Raw genomic sequence first — 22,766 nt, 5'->3', positions numbered from 1 at the left:
CTTGATTTTGATGTGATTATTTTTTATTAAAAGATATTGTAGAGTATTAAAAAAGATGTATATTTGCACCCGCATTTTCATTAGGATTGTGCACAAATAATTAGTAATAAACGCAAAACAAATAGTATGTACGCAATCGTAGAGATGGCAGGGCAGCAGTTTAAAGTTGCAAAAGACCAAAAAGTATACGTTCACCGTTTACAAGGAGAAGTAGGATCAAAAGTTACTTTTGATAACGTTCTTTTACTTGATGAAAAAGGAAATGTAACTATTGGCGCCCCAGCTATAGAAGGAGCTTCAGTAACAGCTCAAATTTTAAGTCACTTAAAAGGTGATAAAGTAATCGTTTTCAAGAAGAAAAGAAGAAAAGGTTACATTAAGAAAAACGGACACAGACAATTTTTAAGCGAGATTCTTATTGAATCTATTGCTGTTTCTGGTAGCACAAAAGCTGCTCCTAAGGCAACTAAAGCTGCTTCAAAGAAATCTGCAAAAGCAGACGACTTAAAGAAAATTGAAGGTGCAGGACCTAAAGCAGCAGAAGCTTTAGTAAATGCAGGTCTAGATACTTTTGCAAAAGTAGCAAAAGCAGATCCAACAAAATTGAGTGAAATCTTAACTGAAGCTAGTTCTAGATTATCTCATTTAGTAACAACTACTTGGCCTAAACAAGCTGGTTTAGCTGCAGAAGGTAAGTGGGATGAATTAAAAGAATTACAAGATAGATTAGACGGAGGTATTGAAAAATAATTCCTAAAAATTTAACTTTAACCTATAAAAACTCAATAACATGGCACATAAAAAAGGTGTAGGTAGTTCGAAGAATGGTAGAGAATCAGAATCGAAACGACTAGGAGTAAAAATATTTGGAGGACAAGCTGCAATTGCAGGAAATATTATTGTTCGTCAAAGAGGAACAACTCACAATCCGGGAGAAAACGTTTACATGGGTAAAGATCATACTTTACATGCAAAAGTTGACGGTGTTGTAGAATTCCGTAAGAAAAAGGATAACAGATCTTATGTATCTATTACTCCATTTGAAGCTTAGTCTATTTAAGTTTTAAAATTATTAGAAACGCTCAAACATGAAAATGTTTGAGCGTTTCTGTTTTTAGAAATTATTACGAGTAAATTAATTGCTTTTTAGATTACTAAAATAAATCGTTTTATGTTTTAATAAAGGTAATTCAGGTGATAAATGAGTATAGATTGAGCTTATTAAATAAATTTCATAATAAGAATAAAAGCAAGTTGTTGTAGTAGGGGATGGGGGTAAATACGTGTTTTTTAGATTATTATAGCTGTTTTTTGGGTGTTTACAACTGCTAGTCATTTTATAGTTGTATATTTAACATGAAATTTAATTTACTTGTAACATTTTTTTCGGGGGAATATGAATGTTATTAATAATAGTTATTTTTCATAAATAAAAATAAGCTACTCTTAGGGTAGCTTTTTTTTTATCTAGTTAATTATGTAGAAGCTTAGTTGTTACTATTTCGTATTTTTACGGCTATGAAATTTTTATACAACTTTGTCGTTTTTATAGCAGCTCTGTTACTGCCAATAATTGCTTTATTTAATAAAAAAATAAAACTTTTTGTATCTGGTAGAAATCAAACATTTTCTAAAATATTAGCCTTAAAGAATTCAGAAGTTATTTGGTTTCATGCAGCTTCTTTAGGCGAGTTTGAACAAGCAAGGCCAATTATAGAAGCAATTAAAAAAGAATACCCATCATATAAAATTTTAGTCACATTTTTTTCTCCTTCGGGATATGAAATTAGAAAAGATTATAATTTAGCAGATGTTATTTGTTATTTACCTTTAGATTCTAAAGCAAAAGCAAGAAAATTTGTAGAAACTGTAAATCCTAAATTTGCCGTTTTTGTAAAATATGAATTTTGGCCAAATATTTTAAATGAATTAAAATCAAAAGAAATTCCTACAATTTTAGTTTCAGGTATTTTAAGGGAAAAACAATTGTTCTTTAAGAGTTACGGAGGTTTTATGAGAAAATCTTTAGAAGCTTTTCATCACTTTTTTGTACAAGATGAAAATTCTAAAAATTTACTAGAATCTATCAACTTTAAAAACGTTACCATTGCTGGTGATACTCGTTTTGATAGAGTTTCTAAAATATTAGAACAAGATAATTTGTTAGGTTTTATCAATCAGTTTAAAGACAATAATTATACAATTGTTGCTGGAAGTACTTGGCAAGAAGATGAAGCGTTGTTGGTAAATTACATAAATAATAATGCTACAGAAGATGAGAAGTTTATTATTGCTCCACATAATATTAAACATGATGCAATTTTAGAATTACAGAATTCCATCAACAAAAAAACAGTTTTATTTTCCACTAAAGCGGATAAAAACCTCGCTGAATACCAAGTTTTTATTATTGATACGATTGGTATTTTAACTAAGATTTATGCCGCAGCAGATTTGGCTTATGTTGGTGGAGGTTTAAAAACAGGGTTACATAATATTTTAGAACCAGCAACTTTTGGGATTCCTGTTGTGATTGGTAATAATTACGACAAATTTAAAGAAGCCGTAGATTTGGTAAAAATTGGTGGCTGTATTTCAATTGCAAATCAAGAAGAATTTACATCTAATCTTATCAGTCTAAAAAAGGATGAAAACTTTAGAAAGTTAACAGGAGTCATTAATAAGAGATATATTGAAGATAATCTTGGAGCAACAAAATTAATTATGAATTATTTAAAAGAGAAGATTTAATAATGGATTTTATATTACAACCTTGGGCTTGGTATGTTGGTGGCCCTTTAATAGCAATATCATTACTCTTATATTTTCACTTTGGTAAAAATTTTGGAGCATCAACAAATTTTGAAACATTGTGTACCATTGCAGGTGCAGATAAAGTGTCGGATTATTTTAAGAAAGATTGGAAAGACAGAGATTTTGCATTGATGTTTGTAGTTGGTTTAATAATTGGCGGCTTTATTTCTGCAAATTTTCTAACGCCAAATCAAGCAATAGATTTAAACCCAAAGACAGTGCAAGAATTAACAGATTTAGGTTTTTCTAATGTTGGAAGCGAATATTTTCCTGATGAAATTTTTAGTGAAGATGTTGTCTTTTCTTTAAAAGGGTTTTTAATTTTAATTATTTCTGGAGTTTTAATTGGTTTCGGAACCCGTTATGCTGGTGGTTGTACTTCTGGTCACGCAATTACAGGTTTAAGTAATTTAGAGTTGCCTTCTTTATTGGCGGTAGTTGGTTTTTTTATTGGTGGTATTATTGCTACGTGGTTTATAATTCCAATTTTATTTTAGCAAGGTTTGGCATTAAATAAAAAAATAATTAAAAATTTTCACTTCGAATATAGTCAACAAGTTCGTTGGAAATTTAAAAATATAATTCAATGAAAAATATCAAATTTTTAATATTAGGAATCTTTTTCGCAATCGTTTTAAGCAAAACGCAAGCAATTAGTTGGTATCGATTTTACGAAATGTTTAAGTTTCAATCTTTTCATATGTTTGGAATAATTGGAGGAGCAGTTGTAATTTCTATGATTTTTATGCAGCTTTTTAAAAGTGGAAAAATAAAAGACATTCACGGAAATAAAATAATACCAAAACCGAAAGAAAAAGGTTTTGTAAGAACCCTTTTAGGAGGAACTTTTTTTGGTTTAGGTTGGGGTATTTCTGGTGCTTGTGCAGCTCCAATTTTTGTAATTCTTGGTTTCGAATTAATTCCGGCTTTAATTTTATTGTTCGGATCGCTTTTAGGAACGTTGCTTTATGGCGTTTTAAGTAAAAAACTACCAAATTAAATGAGCAAATTAGTAGACGGTTTTGGTAGACAAATGGAATATGTGCGACTAGCAGTTACAGATCGTTGTAATTTGCGTTGCCAATATTGTATGCCTGCGCATGGTATAGATATTGTTCCGAGACAAGAATTACTTACCTTTAAAGAAATGTATCGTTTAATTCGTGTATTAACCGAATTAGGGGTAAATAAAGTCCGTTTAACCGGTGGAGAACCTTTTGTACGTAAAGATTTTGTTAGGTTTTTAGAGATGTTGTCTTTTAATGATTTATTAGATGAAATTAATATTACTACAAACGGTGCGTTAATTTCTCATCATATTTCTAAGATTGAACAATTAGAAAAAGTAAAAAAAATCAATTTAAGTATTGATAGTTTAGATCGAGAAAAGTTTGCGAAAATTACAAGAAGAGATGTTTTTCCTGAGGTTTATAAAACCTTTGAATTACTAGAGAAAAGTAGTTTAGATTTAAAGCTAAACGTAGTAGTGCAATCTGGTTTTAATACCGATGAAATTGTAGACTTTGTACGATTGACAAAAGATAAAAATGTTGCGGTTCGTTTTATTGAAGAAATGCCTTTTAACGGAAAAGGACAGCGTGATATGAAAGAAAATTGGACTTTCAATAAGATTTTAAATGAAGTAAAAACGGAGTTTAATGTTACCGAAGTTCAGTCAGAAAAATCATCAACTTCTAGAAATTATAAAGTAGACAATCATTTAGGAACTTTCGGAATTATTCCCGCCTTTACAAGAACTATTTGTAACGATTGTAATAGAATTAGAATTACAAGTACTGGTACATTTAAAAACTGTTTGTTTGATGATGGTGTTTTTAATTTAAGAGATTTTATTAGAAAAGGCGCTTCTAATGACGATTTAAAAGAATTGTTTTTAGGTCTTGTAAAAGAAAAGCCAGAAAATGGATTTATAGCAGAAGCAAATAGAAAAGATGGTGGAGCTTCAGAGAGTATGAGTACTATTGGAGGATAAAAAAAATATGGACAGTTTTGATATTTTTATTTTTGCTTTCATTGTCTATGGAATATACAGTTGTGTAAATATTAAAAGTGATTATTTAGAATATAAAAAGTCAAAAAACTATATAGAGTTTAATATTTATATTAGAAATGTTCGAATTATTATTGCAAGTTTCATTGCATTAATATATCAAATTAATAAATTGCTTAATTAAACGAATAATGATTTCAGTAGAAAAAGCTTTAAAAACCGTTTTAAATTCAAGTCAAGAATTTGGAATTGAAGAAGTTCCGTTTATAAAATCTGTATGTAGAATTCTAAAAGAAGAGATTCTTGCAGATAGAGATTTTCCGCCATTTAATAGAGTTTCTATGGATGGAATTGCAATTGATTATCCTGCATTTAAAAATGGACAAAGAGATTTTAAAATAGAAGGAATTCAAGCTGCGGGAAGTGAACAGATCTCGCTTAAAAATCCTGAAAACTGTATTGAAGTTATGACTGGAGCTGTTTTGCCTAACAATACAAACACAGTTATTAGATATGAAGATGTAACGATAATAGATGAAATTGCAACCATAAATATTGATGTAATTAACGATGCTCAAAATGTTCATCCGAGAGGAAAAGATGGACAAAAAGGAGATGTCTTAATTGAAGAAAATAAAATAATTTCTGCTGCAGAAATTGGTGTTTTAGCAACGGTTGGTAAATCAACAGTAAAAGTTGCAAAACAACCTAAAGTAATGATTGTTTCTACGGGTGATGAATTGGTTGGTGTAGCTGAAATTCCGTTAGAACATCAAATTAGAAGAAGCAACGTATTTACGTTAGTGTCTTTGTTAGAACGTTTAAGTATTCCGTCGGAAACAGCACATATTACGGATGATAAGCCAATTTTAAAATCGAAAATAGAAAGCTACTTGCAAGAATATGATGTGTTACTTTTTAGTGGCGCCGTAAGTAAAGGGAAGTATGATTTTTTACCAGAAGTTTTTGATGAATTAGGGGTAGAGAAATTGTTTCATAAAGTTACACAAAGACCTGGGAAGCCATTCTGGTTTGGAAGAAGATCTTTTCTTAAAGAAAATGATTTAAATTCTGATAATCATACAAATGATAAATACAAAAAGAACACAATTGTGTTCGGATTTCCTGGGAATCCAATTTCTACTTTTGTAAATTGCTTAGCCTATTTTTACCCTTGGTATTATAAATCTGTAGGCATAAAATTGGAAGAAGAAACGGCAATTTTAAATGCTGATGTTTCATTTAAACCTAACTTAACGTACTTTTTACAAGTAAAATTAAGTTCAAGGTTTGGACATTTAATTGCAACTCCAATTAAAGGAAATGGTTCTGGAGATTTAGCAAGTTTGGTGAAAACAGATGCTTTTATTCAGTTACCAAATGATAAAACTGAATTTAAAAAAGGAGAGGTTTTTCCGATAATAAGATATAGATAATGAGCGATTTTAGTCATTTAAACGAAAAAAATAACCCTAAAATGGTAAATGTTTCTGATAAGAAAATTACCAAAAGAACGGCAATTGCAAAAGCAACCATGTTTTTAGGAGAAGAAGTAATTGCTCATTTTACAAATGATGAGTTATTAACTAAAAAAGGACCAGTTTTTCAAACGGCAATTATTGCTGGAATTCAAGGTGTAAAAAAGACCTCAGAATTAATACCAATGTGTCATCCGTTGTTGATTAACGGTGTGGATGTTGATATCAATATTATAGATTCAGAAAATATAGAAGTTTTTTGTGAAGTTACTATTACAGGGAAAACAGGAGTAGAAATGGAGGCTTTAACAGGCGCAAATATTACTTGTTTAACCATTTATGATATGTGTAAAAGTATTAGTCAAGAAATGGTGATTAAAGAAGTGAAGCTGTTGAAAAAAACTGGAGGAAAATCTGATATTAATAATAAATAACTTTCTATCATTCCGATCTTAGGAGAAATCACATAAAGTTACAAAATTTTGGAATTCTACATGGTGAGATTTCTCAATCGCTTAAAAAGGCTCATTTCGAAATGACAATTGTTTTAGAAACAATAGAATAATAATATGAAAAAACACAGTAAACATACCAATTTAGAAAGAAGAGATAACGATAATTTTGCTCCGAATGAAATTGCAATTTTGGGCACAAATTGTGGGGTTATTTCAGATTTAGTTCATAAAGTCTCTCAAAATTTATCAGATTATAAATTGGCTTATTTTGATGCTTCTCATGCTAAGGAAGTCGTGAAAAATAACTTGTCAGAATATGTGTTTCATCACGAAGGAAATTTGCAAATAACCACATCTGGGAATATCAATAAATTTCAGCAGCGATTAGATTTTGCTAAGTTTGATTATGTTTTTATCAACGGAAATCATTATCAAGGAGCAAAACAAATTTTAATTTTAGATGAAGCAAAAGAAGCTTCTGTTTTAAAAAGATTAGATCAGTTAGATCGTATTCAGTTTATAGTTAAGTTGAGATCAGAAACTGAATATTTTAACTTTTTAGAAGAGAAATATCCGCAGATAAAAAATATCACTTGTTATACTATTAATGAAATCGATGCGATTTCTAATCATATTCATAATTTAATTCTAGAAAAAATTGCTCCTGTAAAAGGTTTGGTTTTGGTTGGTGGTAAAAGTACAAGAATGGGAACGGATAAATCTGAACTCGATTATTTTGGAAAACCACAGAAAAAAGTGGTAAAAGAATTGTTAGAAAATAATAAGTTAGAAACCTTTTATTCTGTTCAGAATTCATCAGAAAAAAAAGATGAAATTTCAGATAAATTTATCAATTTAGGTCCTTTTGGAGGGATTTGTTCTGCGTTTCAAAAAGACCCAAATGCAGCTTGGTTTGTGTTGGCAACAGATGTTCCTTTTGTAAATGAAGAAATTATTCAGTTAGTTTTAAAATACAGAAATCCGAGTAAGGCAGCAACTGCAATTAAGGGGAAAGGTAAAGATTTTCCGGAACCTTTAATTACTATTTATGAGCCGAAAGCATACGCTATTTTATTACAATATTTAGCGCAAGGATATTCTTGTCCGCGTAAAATGTTAATTAATTCTGATGTAGAAATTGTTGAAATTGATGATGATTATATTAGAAATATAAATACTCCAGAAGAGTTTAATGAAGCTAAAAAAGAGCTAAATTAGTTGTAAATTAGAATGTTTAAATTTATGTAATCTCACTTTTATTATGAAAACAAAATCTTATTTTTTTATTCTTCTTTTCGGAATACTTTTTGCTAGTTGTAAACCGGAACTTTCTACAAAAGAATTTATGGTAGATAATTGGGAAACCACTTACCTAAAAATAGAAATGTATACGGTTAATAATACAGATTCTTTGCAAGTTTACGAAGACAAATTTGATGATAATCCAGAATTAGTAGCACAATCTCAATATAATAATGATGGTACCTTTTCTGCTTGGTTTAAAAACACAAAAGGAGAGCAAATATCTAAAGCTATTGGAGAATGGGATGTAGTTGGAGATTCTTTAAAAGTAGCTTTTAACTATGGAGGAAAAGATAAGAAAGTAAGCTACTTTATAGAAAGAACTACAGAAGGTTTTATAGGGACAAGTAAGTATGATTGGGATGAGGATGGAAACTTTGATGACCTGTTAACCATGAAGACAAAGAGAATTAAATTAGATTAGATTTGGTGAGTTTTAAAAAAATATCCTTAAGAATACGTATCTTTTTATCAATGATTCTATTGGTGTTATTGGCATCTGTATTAATCTTGGTGGTTACTATTTATCAATATGATGAACAGACAAAAGACTACAATATTCAGCGTTTTGAACGTAAAGAAGCTACTACCAAAGAAATTATAGAATTAGAGCTTAAAAACAAAACAACCTACCCGGTAAATACTGAAAATTTAGCTAAAATATTTCAAGAACGTATTTTTGAAATATCATCTATTAATAAGTTAAATATCTCGTTTTACGACTTAAAGGGGAATTTACTAAAATCTTCTACGGCAAATGCTTTTGAAAAGGTAGATATAAAACCGCTTCCGATAAATGTTTTAAAAGAATTATCGCAAAATTCTAATCATAAAATATTAAAAACAAGTGTTGAAAACGGAACAGGTTTTCAATCTTCATTTTCTTTTATTCACGATCCAAAATTTAAAAGAATTGGTATTATTGAGCTACAGTTTACACAAGATAATTCTGAGATAGAACACGAATTGAGAGAGTTTATGTTGCGATTGGGTGTGGTTTATATATTAATGTTTCTAATTGCAATTGCAATAGCATATTTCTTATCAAGTTATATTACAAGATCTATTAAATCGATTTCTGATAAAATGCAGCAGACACGTCTTAATAAACGGAATGAAAAGATTATTTTAGATAAGGCAAGTTCAGAAATAGAAATTTTGGTGGAAGCATACAATCATATGATTGATGAATTGGGAGAAAGTGCTGCTAAATTAGCTAAAAGTGAGCGAGAACAGGCGTGGCGTGAAATGGCAAAACAAGTAGCGCACGAAATTAAAAATCCTTTGACTCCAATGCGATTAACAGTGCAAAGTTTTGAGAGAAGGTTTGATCCTACAGACGAAAAAGCAAAAGAGAAGTTAAAAGAATTTAGCCAGACTTTAATTCAGCAGATAGATGTTATGAGTTCTATAGCATCTGCTTTTTCCGATTTTGCTAAAATGCCAACTCAAAAGAAAGAACAATTAGATGTAATTAGTGTTGTAAAGTTTGCTCTAGATATTTTTTCGGAGCGTTATATTAAATACTATCCGCAAGAAAAAGAACTGCATGCTAATTTAGATAAAACTCAATTAATTAGAGTGATTACAAACTTAGTTAAAAATGCAATTCAGGCGGTAAATGTTGAGGAAAACCCTTTAATTGAAGTAAAAGTTTTTTCTGAAGATATAAATATAAAAATTACAGTTTCTGATAATGGAAAGGGAATCTCTGACGACCTAAAAGACTTAATTTTTGAACCTAAATTTACTACAAAATCAAGTGGAATGGGATTAGGTTTAGGTATGATAAGAAATATTATTGAAGCTTATAAAGGAACCATTTCTTTTACTTCTAAAGAAGGATTAGGTACTGTGTTTACTGTGGTATTACCAAAAAGTTAATATAATCATTGCCTTGAATGTGAAGGATAGGTAACTAAATTTATAAAAAATGAAATTCGAGAATATTTTAATTGAGAAAAAAGATAGTTTGGCTAAAATTACTATCAACAGACCCAAAAAATTAAATGCTCTTAATAAGGCTACAATTATAGAACTGAATGAAGCTTTTGAAGAATTAGAAGATGATGCTAATATTAGGGTAATTATTTTAACGGGTAGCGGAGAGAAAGCTTTTGTTGCAGGAGCAGATATCTCTGAATTTGCAGATTTTTCTGTAGATGAAGGAACCAGATTATCTAAATTAGGGCACGATACTTTATTCGATTATGTAGAAAATTTGTCTACACCTGTTATTGCAGCCGTAAATGGTTTTGCTTTAGGCGGTGGATTAGAGTTGGCAATGTCTTGTCATTTTAGAATAGCATCTGATAATGCAAAAATGGGCTTACCAGAAGTTTCTTTAGGGGTTATTCCAGGTTATGGAGGTACACAACGTTTGCCGCAATTGGTTGGTAAAGGAAAGGCGATGGAAATGATTATGACCGCTGGTATGATATTTGCTGAAGAGGCAAAAGAATATGGCTTGGTAAACCACGTTACTCCTCCAGAGGAGTTATTGTCATTAGCCGAGAAAATAGCAAGTAAGATTATAAGAAATTCTTCGGAAGCAATAAGCGCTGCTATTAGAGCAGTTAATGCAGGTTTTGAAGATGGTGTTAATGGTTTTGATGTTGAAGTAGATGAATTTGGAGAATGTTTTGGAACAGATGATTTTATAGAAGGTACTGATGCATTTTTAAATAAAAGAAAACCAAATTTTAAGTAGCGGTTAAAATAAAATAGTAACTCCAATTTTGGTCAAATAAAAACCTCATAATCGCAAGACTATGAGGCTTTTTTTCTAGTTGTAAATTGATTTATTTTACAATTATTTTTTTAGAGATGGTGTTTAAGTTTGTTTGTACTTGTAATATGTATAAACCACTGTTTAAGTCTAAGTCAATTTTTTCAGAAGAAATAATACCTTCACTTACGCTTTTTCCTGAAATGTCATAAATAACATATGCAGATTTTAAAAGACTTTGTGGTACCATAATATATTCTGATGCTGGGTTAGGAAATACTTTAATTATTTCTGCAGTTACACTCTCTGTAGCTAACGTAGTAGGGTTTAGGCTGTAAAGTTCGTTCCCAGTATCTCCATTGTCACCTTCAAAATATAAGATATCGTTTAATACAGTAATTTCATCAATATCTTTAATAGTATTGTCTAGTTGTTCAATAGAAGTTCCATTCGTTCTAAATAAATATTGGTTGGTACTTGTAGCATCTTCACCACTGTAATATAAATACCCATTATAAGCAGCATAATTGGAAGGATCATGGTTTTTACCAGAAATATTACTGATGTTTTTTATAGTATTTGTTGTTGGGTTTAAAACATAAAGTTGATCATCATTAGTACCATCATCACCAGCAAAAAATAATTGATCATTCCATGCAAATAGATCTGCTATTCCTGCTAAGTTTGTAGCAGCTGCTACAGTTATTGTACCAGTTTCTGTACCGTCTGTTTGCCAAAGAGCATTGTCTGCTTCAAAATATAAAATGTCATTAACTATTGTAAAATTACTAATACTAGAATCTCCAGTTCCTGCATCTATATCTTTAACTAATGTAAAGGTATCTGTAGTTGGTGAATATTTATAAAGTTCGTTACCATAAGATGCATCTTGTGTAGAATAATTCATATAGATATAAAGCGCATCTTTATAAGCAACCATTTCAGCAAAAATAGATTCGAAACCATCTCCTACATCAGCAACTTGTACAGCGTCGTTTTCTCCATCCCATTGCACTAATTTATTTGCTGTTTCTGCACTTGTATTACCTGGTTGTCCTCCAACAGTAAAATAAGCCATTCCGTTTAGTTCTGTAAAACGTTGAGGTGCTTCTCCTGTAATAGTTGGCATAATATCTGCTTTTGTTGTACCAGTTTCTGTTCCGTCTGATGTCCAAAGTTCAGCACTACCGTCATTTGCTGTAAAGTAAAGTTTATTATTAAAGATGAAGTAAGCAAATGGATTTCCACTATCAGAACCTGGTTTAATATCTTTTAGAAAATTTGTACCGTCTGTTGTACCATCTGTTATCCAAAGTTCTTTTCCTAAATCTTCTCCACCGGGAGTATTAGAACCGTTAGAATCATCTGCAGAAAAAAATATTTTTCCATCTAAAACAGTAAGATATGCAGGACTAGAGCTAGAAGCTCCGTTATTATTAATTTCTTTTACAAGTGTAATTTGTGCGTTTAACGCAATTGCGCTGATAAGAGCAGTAAATAAGAGTAATTGTTTTTTCATAATTGTGAGTGTTTAAAATTGATTAATATTACTTAGGAAGGTTAGGTATTAAAGTTCTCCCTCTGCTAGAAGACAAGGTTTCCATGAAGGCAATTAAGGCTTCAATTTCATTTTTTTCTAGATTTAATTTTTTTAAGATAGGTGAGTTTGTAGGTATTAAAGAGTCTCGCCCTTTACCTAAGTATTTTTTCTGAACAACCGCAGGGTTTCCAAGGTTGTAAAATTGAACAACATCTAATAAACTAGGGAAGTGTCCATTATGCATCCAAGGACCAGTTCTGGCAACTTCTCTTAATGTTGGAGTTCTAATTTTTCCAATATCATCCATGTTTTTGGTAACGTTGTAGCGACCAAAATCTTCATCTTTGGTGCCAAACAAGGTTTGTCCGTCGTTGTGAAATTGGTTGTCTGAAAAATAAGGGGTGTTATGGCAATTGATACATCTTGCTTTTGTGCGGAATAAGTGTAAGCCTAAAACTTCTTGATTGTTAAGTTTGGTAGAATCTCCTTCAACAAACTTATCGAACTTTGTTTTGTAGCTGTTTACGGTGCGTTCAAAGGTTGCTATGGCATACTGAATACGTTGTAATGAAATGGTATCATTACCAAAAGCGGCTTTAAATAAAGGTTTGTATCCTTCTATTTTTGCTATTTTATCTACAGCAATATTCAGTTTTTCATTCATCTCTAAAGGATCTCCAATAGGAAATCTAGCCTGATCTTCTAAGCTAGAAGCACGACCATCCCAAAACAAACTGTGTGCAAAACCAACATTTAAAATAGTCATAGAGTTTCTTGCTCCTGTCTGGCGATCGTGACCAAAAGAACGGGTAGAATTATCAGTCCAAGCTAATTCTGGATTATGGCAAGAAGCACACGCTATTTGTCCGCTAACGGATAATCTTGGATCGAAAAAGAGTGTTTTTCCTAGCTTTGATTTCTCTTTACTAAAAGGGTTGTATTCTGGATGTTGCAACTTTGGTAAAGCTCCAATATCTTTAAAAGCTTTTTTGTCTACGGTACTATCTAAATTTGGAGTAGGCCATTTAGTATTGTCTCCATTGGAATAAATAGCTTTTAGGTTAGCAATATTGGTGTACTCTTCTTTATGTTCTGTTTTACAAGAACATATAATAATGCAAATAAATAGGGTTAAAATAAGGTTGTTTTTCATGGTTATTATAGTGTGTATTCAGTAACGCAATTGTTAGTAGTTAAATCTTCAGGAACCGTATAATTGGCTGTATTATATAAACGATATTCAGAAGTAATGGTACCTCCAAAAACTTCCTCATTTGTAAGGTTTAGTTTAAATTTTAGTTCAAAAATTCCATCACCAATTTCTTGGTAAGTACCTTCTCCAGAAATGGCAAAAGCATAGCTATTGCCATTTGTACCAGAGATTGTTAAAAATTGAGGGATTATTAAAATGGAGCCGTTAGTTGTACTTGTTCCGTTTTCTGGAAAAAATTCTATTGCCGGTGTTACGTTAAAACCAGGAGAGTTTACACGATCTGTACCTTCATTTGTAAAATATCTTTTTAGATTAAAAGAGTTTGTTGTAGTGCTTGAAATAGGACTATCGAAACCTATTTGAAAGGCATGATGATAAATATCATCCGAAGTATCTGTAGTTCCTTTATCATCATAAAGTACCGCATTTGGGTTGGTTGCATCTACAACAATTGGGTAGGTAAATGCAAATGTAGATTGCCAAACACAAATACCATCTTCATTAAAATCGCTCCAATGTTCTAGGTAAGTTCTGTAAAAACTGTCTGATAAATTATAAAAATTTGCGGCAATATTTACGGAGTTGTCTCTAGCGGTTTTAATTGGTTTTACAATTTGTAAATTTTTGTTTCCGGTTGCATTGTAATTATCTGTATCATTTAATGTGATGATTGTTTGGTAAAGAACATCATCATTATTAATAGCTTCATTTAACGTTAAACGATACGTAATTGATGTTTTATTTTCGCCTAAATTTAAAGTAGTTAAAGTGTAATCAAATCCGTCTAAAAAACTAAAAATATCTAAATTTTCTATTTCTGAAGGAATATATCCGTTAGGGAAATTTACGGCAAAGTCAATTTCTTCACCTGGTGTACCTGTAATTTCAATTCTGTTCTCTAGAAATGTATAGGTGGTTGTAATAGGTTCTAAGTTAATAGTGAATTCCGTATTAGTTTCATTTGAATTTAAGTTGCCTAAATTTATAGAAGAATCTGATACCGATTCTATATTTAGAACAATGCTTTCGTTACTAGACCAACGTTTGCCGAAGTTAATATAAATAGTATCGGTTAATTGATTGTTTTGAAATGAAACTTGATTTAATGGGCTTATGGTAAATAGATCTTCATTAGAGGAAGATGTAACGCTGTAATTTACGGTTACCTCATTTTCTAATGTGTAAGATGTTAAGGTTACAGGTACTTTTAAGGTGTTAATGCTTGTGTTTATATAATTAATACTTGGTATAATGGCGCTACTTATTTGTGGGTATTCGAGTGGTTCATTATTGCTGTTGGTTAAAAAATTAAACCGAACAAAACTTGGAACGTCATTAACTGTATTGTCATCATTTTTAGAGCATGAAAACAGTATCGCAAAAACAGTTGCTATGGCTAATATGGTTTTAGTATGTTTCATTTTGCTGTAAATTAGAGTTAAGTTCAATGTTACTATTTGGTATTGGAAGTATATATTTTCCTGAAGGATAATTTAAGTTACAAGTTTGCGATACGCAGTCTGCACCTCGTATTATATTTTGTTGAAATCTTGCTAAGTCGAATAAGTATTGAGTTTCAAAGCACATTTCTTTTCGGCGTTCTTGTAGAAGAATACCCTGTAAATCTGTCGTCTCTGTAAGTAGCGTGGCATTTGCTCTGCTTCGTAATATATTAATGTCGTCTTTACAAGCTTCTAGATTTTCAAGTCCTAATGAGGCTTCGGCTCTTATTAAATACATTTCACTTAATCTGATAGCTATAAAGCCTGGGTTATCTTGAAATTTTTTAGTAAAATAATATGGGCGGTCTTCTAGTTCACCACCAATTAAGGTTGGTAAATTAGCTTCAAGAAATAGCTGTCTACGTAAATCATTAGGTTCAAAAAGGTTTAATAAATCTTCCGAGGCTACATAATCCCCATAATCTGCTGTTGAGGTAAAACCATAGGAACTCGACAGTGAGCCTCCTACCGTACCACCATTGTCTCTCGGAATTGAAAACTCTAATAATACTTCAGAAATAGGTAAATCTGGTTTTTCCCATTCTGTTATATAATCATCCGAAGGTGTTAGTGTTTTTCCTGAATTGAAAATCACTTCATTTGCCAAATCGTAAGCATTTTGCCAATCGTATTGAGAAACGTAAACTCGAGCAAGTAAAGCTTGAGTACTTACTTTATTGAAATAAGAATATGTTGGTCCATCTAAAAGTAAAGTGTTGGAGTAGTTGTTTATTGCTGAAGTTAAATCGGCAATAATTAAAGTATAGGTTGTTGCTAATGTTTCTCTAGATGGGTAGGTGATGCCATTGGTTAAAGTGGTTTTATTATAAACAATGCCTAAATGACTAGCATCTGCAGTAAAACCATAATTTTGCGCATATATTTGAGATAATATAAAGTGAACATAAGCTCTAATGGTTAGGGCTTCGGCTCTTATTTGATTTTTTATATTATCATTAGAATCTGTTAGTGCATCCACATATTCTAGAATAAGGTTTGTTTGGTTTATAATATCGTAGCAGTCATCATAAAACCCGTCTAAATTACTGTCATCTGCTAAATCTGTAAAGTTGTAAACGTTTTCTATATTAAAAGGCACCGTAATTTGTCCAGTATTACTTCCGGTTTCTGTTGGTGTAAAGGTGATATTGCCAGATTGCATATCGGCGTAAGTAGCATAGCGCTCGCCTCTCACGTTGGATTCTAAATTATCGTAAGCACCATTTAGTGCGGTTACCACACCGTCCGTAGTATTTAATAATTCGGTAATAGAAGTTTGAGATCCTGGTTCTTGTTCTAAAAAACCACTGCAGTTATAAAAGGTTGCAATTAACACTGTTAAGAAGTATTTAGAAAGTTGTTTTAGTTGTTTTTTTTGTGTCATCATCACCTTAAAATTTTGCATTTACTCCTATTGAAATTGTTCTCGCTTGTGGGTAGGTAAATCTAAATTCACTAATACCATTTCTGCCATTTAAACTTTTTTCTTTGTACCAGTAAAGGACATTAGAAACATCTGTATATACAGATAAGCCATCTAAAAAACTTAGACTATTTTTAGGAAAGCTATAGTTTAAATTCACGTTACTTATTCTTAAAGACGTAGCGTCGTACAAGTATTTATCGTAGTTAGAAATGGTTGGGTTATTGCTGGTTACAATTGGGTTAAGAGCAACATCTCCTGGAGTTCTCCAATAATCGTACGCATTTACAGATAGATTTCTGTTTGAAGTAATATTGTATTTGGCAATAAGTTCATCTTCTGCTAAATAATCACCGCCTATTTGAAAGCTTCCTCGAATGGATAAGCTTATATTATTGTTGAAGGTAAACGTGTTATTGAACCCTCCGTAGGCATCGGGTTGATAATCACCTATTGGAACCCAATCGGCACTGGTAAACAAACTGTTGTAAGTTATGGCGTCGTAAATTTCGCCATCTTTTTTAAGTAAGTCACGCCCTGTAGCAGGATCGATACCTGCCCATTTAATACCCCAAATAGTAGAAGTGCTGTAGCCTACTTTTTGTGCTAAGGCAATTTCTGAAACTGAAAATTCATTACCCAATCCTTTCAGTTCTGTAACTTCACTTTGTAATGTAGAGATGTTAAACGAGGTAGTCCATTTAAAATTTTCTTTTTGAAACCATTTAAAATTTGTTGATAGCTCTAGGCCTTTGTTGTACATGCTTGCAGCATTAATTTGTATAGAGTTATATCCGGTTTCAGAAGGTATACTTCTACTTGTAATAAGATCTTGAATATCGTCGTAATAATATTCAAGCGTTAAACTCACCGTGTTTAAAAAGTTGAAGTTTAAACCCGCATTAAATTTTTTATTCTTTTCCCAACTCAATTCACCGTTAGGAGCAGCCGATGGGTAGGCGATATCTAAGTTATTATAACCATTATCATTAATGGTGTATAAGCCTTTAGAGCGATAAGATCCTATTCTAGAGTTTCCTGTAGTTCCGTAACTTAGTTTAAGTTTTAATAAATCAATCCAATTATTAGCTTCTAAAAAATTCTCGTTAGATAAAATCCAGCTTACCCCAGCGCCTCCTGTGTAGGCCACATTGGTGTCGTCTCCGAAAACAGAACTTTGGTCACGTCTAAAATTTGCTAGAATAAAATAGCGTTTTTTGTAATTGTAATTAAGTTGCGAAAAGAGTGAAACTTTAGAGTTGTTGCTAATATCCGAGCTGTAAGTTTGATTTCCTGTAGATTCATTCTCGGTTGTGGATGGGGCGTCATCCTGAAGGGCATCGGTAACCTCGTTTATAATGTTTGGGTTTACAAATCCTCGTCCGGAAGCATAATTAAAGTCTACATTTTCTTTTGTAAGTTCAATACCAAAGATACCGTCGAAAGCATTGTTTTCGTCTATTTGTTTATTGTAAAGTGCGCGTGTTTGCCAGTTCCACTTATTGGTGTGCCTATTATTTATTAAACGACGGCCATAGATTGGATACGACGTACCATTTAGTGTAAAACTACCATTAACTTGACCACTTTCATTTTCTCCCGAGAAATAGCGGTCTTGTTCTTTATCACTATATGAAAGACCAAATAAAGAGGAAATATTTAAGTCTTCTGTTATATGATAGGAAGCTTGTAGACTTCCTAAAATACTATAAGTGTTTGAAATGTTTTTGTTTTGGTCAATGGCTGCTAATGGATTTCCTAAGCCAGTAATCCCAACATTGGCATAAGAACCGTCTTCGTTATAAGGAGATAAGTTTGGTGCAAAAGCATAGCTGTAATATATGTTTGGAGCGTTTTTTGATACGAAGCTTGGACTTAGTGTTAAATTTAGGTCGAATTTCTTATGTTTATATCCTAAATTTATATTCGCATTTAGTTGTTTGTTGGTGTTTCCTTTTTGAGGCTCATCTATTTTTTTAAAAGATAAACTTGTGCGGTATGAAAAGGATTCTGAAGCTCCAGAAACACTAAAATTGTATTTATTATAAATTCCTGTACCATTTAATAAATTAAACCAATCGGTATCTACACCATTATAAGCTATAGGAGTGTAGCCTACTGTTGTGTTTTTTAAATACTCATTTCGCAGTTCGTTGTATTGAGATCCACTTAAGTATTTAATTTGATTAATTGCAGAGGAAACTCCTAATTGTGATGAGAAACCAAATTTTGCAGGTCCTTTTTTCCCTTGCTTGGTAGTAATTAAAATAACACCATTGGCCGCATCAGCTCCATAAATACTAACTGCAGCGGCATCTTTTAAGACAGTAAAACTTTCTATGTTTTCTGGAGAAATTTGAGATAAAGGGTTCGATAAATCTTCGGAAGAACTTCCGTTAGCGTCAAAAAAGTCATTATCTATCGCCATTTCTTCGGCCATAATAACACCATCAATAATAATAAGTGGTTGTGTAGAAGTACCGTATATAGCACCATTTAGAGGGGTTAAACTACCTTGACCTCGAATGTTAATACTTACTGGGCCGCCAATACCAGATGTGTTTTCTATATAAACACCCGCTATTTGTCCGTCTACCATTTTATCAATACTTTCAGAGGCCTGTTCTATAGCAATGTCTTTAGAATTTAAGGTTTCTATACTTCCAACAACTTCCTCTCTTAGTTTTTTTGTTCCATAAGAAGATGTAATGACAACCTCCTCTAAAGTATTTCTAGATTCTTCTAAATAAAAAGTAAATTGAGATTGGTCTGCTACTACAACGGTTTTTGTTTTCATACCTAAGTAAGAAACTTCTAAGACAATGTTGGCAATATCATTTCCCTTTAATAAATAAGTGAATTGACCATCCATATTTGTGATTGCTCCAATTCTAGAATCTTTAATTAAAATGCTAGCTCCTGGAAGTGGTAAATTGTCTTCTGCTATATACACAATTCCTTTTATGATTCTTGTTGTTTTTTGAGGTTTAGCAGCTTGTTTTTCAATAAGTAAAATCTGCTTATTTTTAATTACATATGTCAGCGTTGTATCTTTTAATAATTTTGATAAAACTTCTTCTAAGCTGTTGTTGATTGCTACCAAACTAACTTTTTGATTCGTGTCTATTTTAGCGATATTATAAATAACGCGATAAGATGTTTGATCTTCGATTGTTTTTAGAACAGTACTTAGTGGTTGTTCTTTTATGTTGATAGAAATTGGTTTTGTTTGCGCAAAGGCATTTTGATAAAATAATATAATTCCTAAGGAGAGAATTAGTTTTTTTATATGGGGAGTAAAAATATGCTTCATATTAATTGCTACTAATTATTATTTGGTTGTCTTTAATAGTGTACTCAAAATAGGTATCGAATTTTAGTAAGTCTAAAATGTTTTCTATTGTTGAACTTTTAAAGTTGATGGTTCCGCTAAATTCTTGAGATTCTAATAGCTTGTTATTATTAATGATTCTTACATTAAATGCACGCTCAAGTTTTTTAGATATTTCGCTGAAATGTGAAGCATCTAAAATATATTCTCCATAAACCCATGAAGTATAAAGATCTGTATTTACCTCTTCGATTTTAAATGGTATATTTTCGTTATTCCAGCTAGCTTTTTGATTAGGAATTAATAAAGAGTTGTAATTTTCATTAGACACATCTACAGAACCCTCTACTAAAACACAACTATAATTTGTAGTATTAGAATAAGCACTTATATTAAACTTGGTACCTAAAACTTTCACATCAACATCGGCTATGTTTACTATAAAAGGTCTAGTAGCGTCTTTTTCAACTTCAAAAAATGCTTCACCTTCTAAATAAACAAGTCTGTTACCAGCTGTACTAAATTGTTTAGGGTATTTAAACGTAGTACCAGAGTTTAAGTGTACTGTTGTTCTGTCTGAAAGTTTTACTTTAAAAGTTTTTCCTAAAGGGATATTTAGGGTATGATAAAGTGTAGGACTTGTAGTAGAAGTTTTTTTATAAATGATTTCGTCTTTATTATGTTCAGCGATAACTTGGCCAGAAGAATTTATAATATTCTCATGATCATATTTTATTTTAATGCTATTATCTTTGTCTTCAGTTTGTAAAACAATACTATTTTCTTCTATTAGGTTGTTGTTAACACTGCTTGTGTGATAATAATATTTTCCAATGCTTATAAAAATTATTATTGCGGCAGCATATTTAAGCCATTTTTTATATGTAAATGTTTTTGTGCTTCTTATTTTCTTTTGCACTTCTTGCCAATCTTTTTTCTCTGTGTTTGCTGATACAGAAGTTAATACCCATGTTTTTTTTAAGGCAATAAATTCTTTTTTGTTAGCATTTGATGCTTCAATCCATTTAAAAATCAATTCAACTTCTTTTTCGGAAGCTTCGTTATTTAAATATTTTGTTATTAAATTCGAAATCATTTTAAAGTAATGTTGATTTAATGTTGGTGTTTCTTTCTTTTTGTTGCATATAAGTTAGTACACTTCAGTTTTAGATAACCCTATGGTATAATGTTATAGTTATTTAGATTAATTAAAAATAAGGATAAAAGTATTCTGTTTTTGTAATTAGAACTATGAATTACTAAAATGTTTTAAAGAATAGTGGCTATTGTTGGTTAGCAAGGATGATGCTAACTAGTATAAGTGGTAGGTAATCAGATAGTTTTACTCTTAAAATTTTTAAAGCTTTGGTCATATGCGCTTCTACTGTTTTTAGGGTAATATTTAATTCATCAGCAATCTCCTGATTTTTTTTGCTTTCAAATCGTTTTTTTAAGAAAATAACTCTTGTCTTCTCTGGTAAATCTTTTATAGAATCAGAAATCAAATTTTCTAACTCCATTAAGGTTAGGCTGTCAAAATTAATAGCATTTAATACATCAAGATCTAATGCACGTTCTTTATCGTTTAAAGTTTTACTTTTAAAACGTTCTTTTACTTTGTTGTGTCTAATTGTATTAAGGCATTTAGATTTAGCAAAGGTGTACAAAAAAGATTCAATACCGTTTATTTTTTCAATTTTAGCTCTATTAAGCCATAGGTTTAGAAAAGCTTCTTGTGTAATGCTTGAAGATTGTGATTTGTCATAAATGAATTGTATGCAAAACCCTAAAATATGACTATGGTGTTTATTAAAAAAATACTCAAAGGCCTTCTCGTTACCAAGTTGAAAATTTTTAAAATGCCGTATTTCGAGTTTACTATAATCTTTCATGGGGAATACCTAAATTAACCAATTTCGTTGAAATAGGTAATAAGAGAACAAAAATAAAATTTTTACCAAAATAATGGATATTTCAATTAAAATGTATCGATTTTTAAATTATTTTTTTCTTTTTGTACTTTCTTTTATTGGTAAAAAAAAAGTTCATGTTTTATAAATAGAATTACGGATGTTGTTGAGGTTTTATTTTTTATATCTATTTATTATAAAAAAAGCGAGTCTAAATTAGACTCGCTTTAAGCATCAAAGTATGGCAGTAGATTGATGATAAAATTAATTACTCTTTATATTGTAAAATCTTTTTTGTATGTTCTGTTATTACAATTAATAATCACCTTATAAGCTCCTTTTTCAGTTTCAGACAATTTGTAAACTCTATTTAATACTTTTTCTCCAGTCACTTTATCAGAAAGGATAATTTTATTGTTGTAATATAAAGTTACATTTAAAGGAATGTTATCAAATTCAATTTTAGAAATTAAAACTAAATTTCCTTCTGTTCTAATTACTGGTTTAAAGATTATTTCATTTTCATTCTTATGAAAAGTAACAAAACCATCTTTTACCTCAAGCTTCTTAACAAGAATTTCGAAGTCTTTTTCTAGTTCTGTTGTGTATAAGCCATCTTCTAAATTCGTTAAATCGAAAGTTTTAGTATAGTTTCCAGAACTTTGTAATACCTGTTTATATATTGTTATTCCATATTCATTTTTTATCGTTAAGGCATCGCCTTTCTTTACGGCTTTGTACTCAACTTTAACTCTTTCAACAGCTACTGAATTTGTAGGTTTTGTGTTGTCGTTTGCGTAACTAATTAATGTTCCAAACATTAATGTTACTACTAAAATTGTTTTAATTACTGTTTTCATTTTTTTCTTATTTAAAGGTTAGTAACACTGCAAAGGTAAGATGGAAGTTAAGTTCTTAAAACATCATAATTGGTATATTTATATGGTATTTTATCAGTTTAAGTTAGTGTTAATAAATTATAAGGTTAATATAGGGTATGTTTGTGTTAATTTTATTTTCTATAAAAAAGTGTTTTAAAATAAAAAGCGAGCCCTTTTG

The 22,766-nt window shown here is 30.9% G+C and carries 20 protein-coding genes; 12 read left to right on the top strand and 8 right to left on the bottom strand.

Annotated features, from left to right (window positions below):
- Nucleotides 1–126 precede the first annotated feature (126 nt).
- From rplU to H0I29_RS04550, 12 genes are all read left to right on the top strand, one after another.
- Nucleotides 127–750 carry a 50S ribosomal protein L21 gene (rplU, locus tag H0I29_RS04605; RefSeq protein WP_218754575.1) on the top strand — a complete coding sequence of 208 codons (624 nt, stop codon included), beginning with the start codon at nt 127–129 and terminating at the stop codon, nt 748–750.
- Nucleotides 751–790: 40 nt separating this feature from the next.
- The gene (rpmA, locus tag H0I29_RS04600) at nt 791–1,051 is read left to right on the top strand and encodes a 50S ribosomal protein L27 (RefSeq protein WP_036782547.1); all 261 of its coding nucleotides are present in this window, start codon (nt 791–793) and stop codon (nt 1,049–1,051) included.
- A gap of 467 nt (nt 1,052–1,518) precedes the next feature.
- Complete coding sequence (locus H0I29_RS04595; RefSeq protein WP_218754574.1) at nt 1,519–2,751, top strand: 3-deoxy-D-manno-octulosonic acid transferase; 1,233 nt, start codon at nt 1,519–1,521, stop codon at nt 2,749–2,751.
- A 2-nt stretch (nt 2,752–2,753) separates the two neighbouring features.
- Nucleotides 2,754–3,311: a YeeE/YedE family protein gene (locus H0I29_RS04590; RefSeq protein ID WP_218754573.1), complete on the top strand. Its 558-nt coding sequence runs from the start codon at nt 2,754–2,756 to the stop codon at nt 3,309–3,311.
- Nucleotides 3,312–3,400: 89 nt separating this feature from the next.
- Entirely contained in the window at nt 3,401–3,814 is a 414-nt protein-coding gene (locus H0I29_RS04585; protein WP_165731796.1) for a DUF6691 family protein, read from the top strand.
- Nucleotides 3,815–4,807, top strand: coding sequence for a GTP 3',8-cyclase MoaA (gene moaA / locus H0I29_RS04580; RefSeq protein WP_218754572.1), 993 nt, complete (start codon nt 3,815–3,817; stop codon nt 4,805–4,807).
- A gap of 209 nt (nt 4,808–5,016) precedes the next feature.
- Complete coding sequence (locus tag H0I29_RS04575) at nt 5,017–6,261, top strand: molybdopterin molybdotransferase MoeA (protein WP_218754571.1); 1,245 nt, start codon at nt 5,017–5,019, stop codon at nt 6,259–6,261.
- Nucleotides 6,261–6,737 carry a cyclic pyranopterin monophosphate synthase MoaC gene (gene moaC / locus H0I29_RS04570; protein WP_218754570.1) on the top strand — a complete coding sequence of 159 codons (477 nt, stop codon included), beginning with the start codon at nt 6,261–6,263 and terminating at the stop codon, nt 6,735–6,737. The genes H0I29_RS04575 and moaC overlap by 1 nt, the downstream gene beginning before the upstream one ends.
- Nucleotides 6,738–6,872: 135 nt before the next feature.
- Entirely contained in the window at nt 6,873–7,976 is a 1,104-nt protein-coding gene (locus H0I29_RS04565; RefSeq protein WP_218754569.1) for an NTP transferase domain-containing protein, read from the top strand.
- A 43-nt stretch (nt 7,977–8,019) separates the two neighbouring features.
- A complete protein-coding gene (locus H0I29_RS04560; protein WP_218731685.1) occupies nt 8,020–8,484 on the top strand; it encodes a hypothetical protein in 465 nt (154 codons plus the stop codon).
- Between the two features lie 50 nt (nt 8,485–8,534).
- On the top strand, nt 8,535–9,944 hold the full coding sequence (locus H0I29_RS04555) for a PAS domain-containing sensor histidine kinase (protein ID WP_218755191.1): 1,410 nt from the start codon (nt 8,535–8,537) through the stop codon (nt 9,942–9,944).
- Nucleotides 9,945–9,993: 49 nt separating this feature from the next.
- The gene (locus tag H0I29_RS04550; protein WP_218754568.1) at nt 9,994–10,770 is read left to right on the top strand and encodes an enoyl-CoA hydratase/isomerase family protein; all 777 of its coding nucleotides are present in this window, start codon (nt 9,994–9,996) and stop codon (nt 10,768–10,770) included.
- A gap of 91 nt (nt 10,771–10,861) precedes the next feature.
- Here the strand turns inward: H0I29_RS04550 and H0I29_RS04545 are convergent, their stop codons facing one another.
- The 8 genes from H0I29_RS04545 to H0I29_RS04510 all read right to left on the bottom strand — a co-directional run bounded on the left by H0I29_RS04545 (nt 10,862) and on the right by H0I29_RS04510 (nt 22,567).
- Nucleotides 10,862–12,307 carry a T9SS type A sorting domain-containing protein gene (locus H0I29_RS04545; protein ID WP_218754567.1) on the bottom strand — a complete coding sequence of 482 codons (1,446 nt, stop codon included), beginning with the start codon at nt 12,305–12,307 and terminating at the stop codon, nt 10,862–10,864.
- A gap of 28 nt (nt 12,308–12,335) precedes the next feature.
- Entirely contained in the window at nt 12,336–13,481 is a 1,146-nt protein-coding gene (locus H0I29_RS04540) for a cytochrome-c peroxidase (RefSeq protein WP_218731682.1), read from the bottom strand.
- A 5-nt stretch (nt 13,482–13,486) separates the two neighbouring features.
- Complete coding sequence (locus H0I29_RS04535) at nt 13,487–14,962, bottom strand: hypothetical protein (protein WP_218754566.1); 1,476 nt, start codon at nt 14,960–14,962, stop codon at nt 13,487–13,489.
- Nucleotides 14,949–16,430 carry a RagB/SusD family nutrient uptake outer membrane protein gene (locus tag H0I29_RS04530; RefSeq protein ID WP_254712697.1) on the bottom strand — a complete coding sequence of 494 codons (1,482 nt, stop codon included), beginning with the start codon at nt 16,428–16,430 and terminating at the stop codon, nt 14,949–14,951. The genes H0I29_RS04535 and H0I29_RS04530 overlap by 14 nt, the downstream gene beginning before the upstream one ends.
- Before the next feature lie 4 nt (nt 16,431–16,434).
- Nucleotides 16,435–19,779, bottom strand: a complete 3,345-nt coding sequence (locus H0I29_RS04525) for a SusC/RagA family TonB-linked outer membrane protein (protein ID WP_218754565.1) — start codon at nt 19,777–19,779, stop codon at nt 16,435–16,437.
- A gap of 1 nt (nt 19,780) precedes the next feature.
- A complete protein-coding gene (locus H0I29_RS04520; RefSeq protein WP_218754564.1) occupies nt 19,781–20,893 on the bottom strand; it encodes a FecR family protein in 1,113 nt (370 codons plus the stop codon).
- A gap of 187 nt (nt 20,894–21,080) precedes the next feature.
- Entirely contained in the window at nt 21,081–21,689 is a 609-nt protein-coding gene (locus tag H0I29_RS04515) for an RNA polymerase sigma-70 factor (protein WP_218731677.1), read from the bottom strand.
- Between the two features lie 293 nt (nt 21,690–21,982).
- The gene (locus H0I29_RS04510; protein ID WP_218731676.1) at nt 21,983–22,567 is read right to left on the bottom strand and encodes a hypothetical protein; all 585 of its coding nucleotides are present in this window, start codon (nt 22,565–22,567) and stop codon (nt 21,983–21,985) included.
- Between the last annotated feature and the right edge of the window lie 199 nt (nt 22,568–22,766).

It is taken from the genome of Polaribacter sp. R2A056_3_33 (assembly GCF_019278485.1).
Classification (GTDB): Bacteria; Bacteroidota; Bacteroidia; order Flavobacteriales; family Flavobacteriaceae; genus Polaribacter.
Note: the sequence above shows the minus strand (reverse complement) of the source record. Positions and strands in the feature narration are given on the sequence as shown.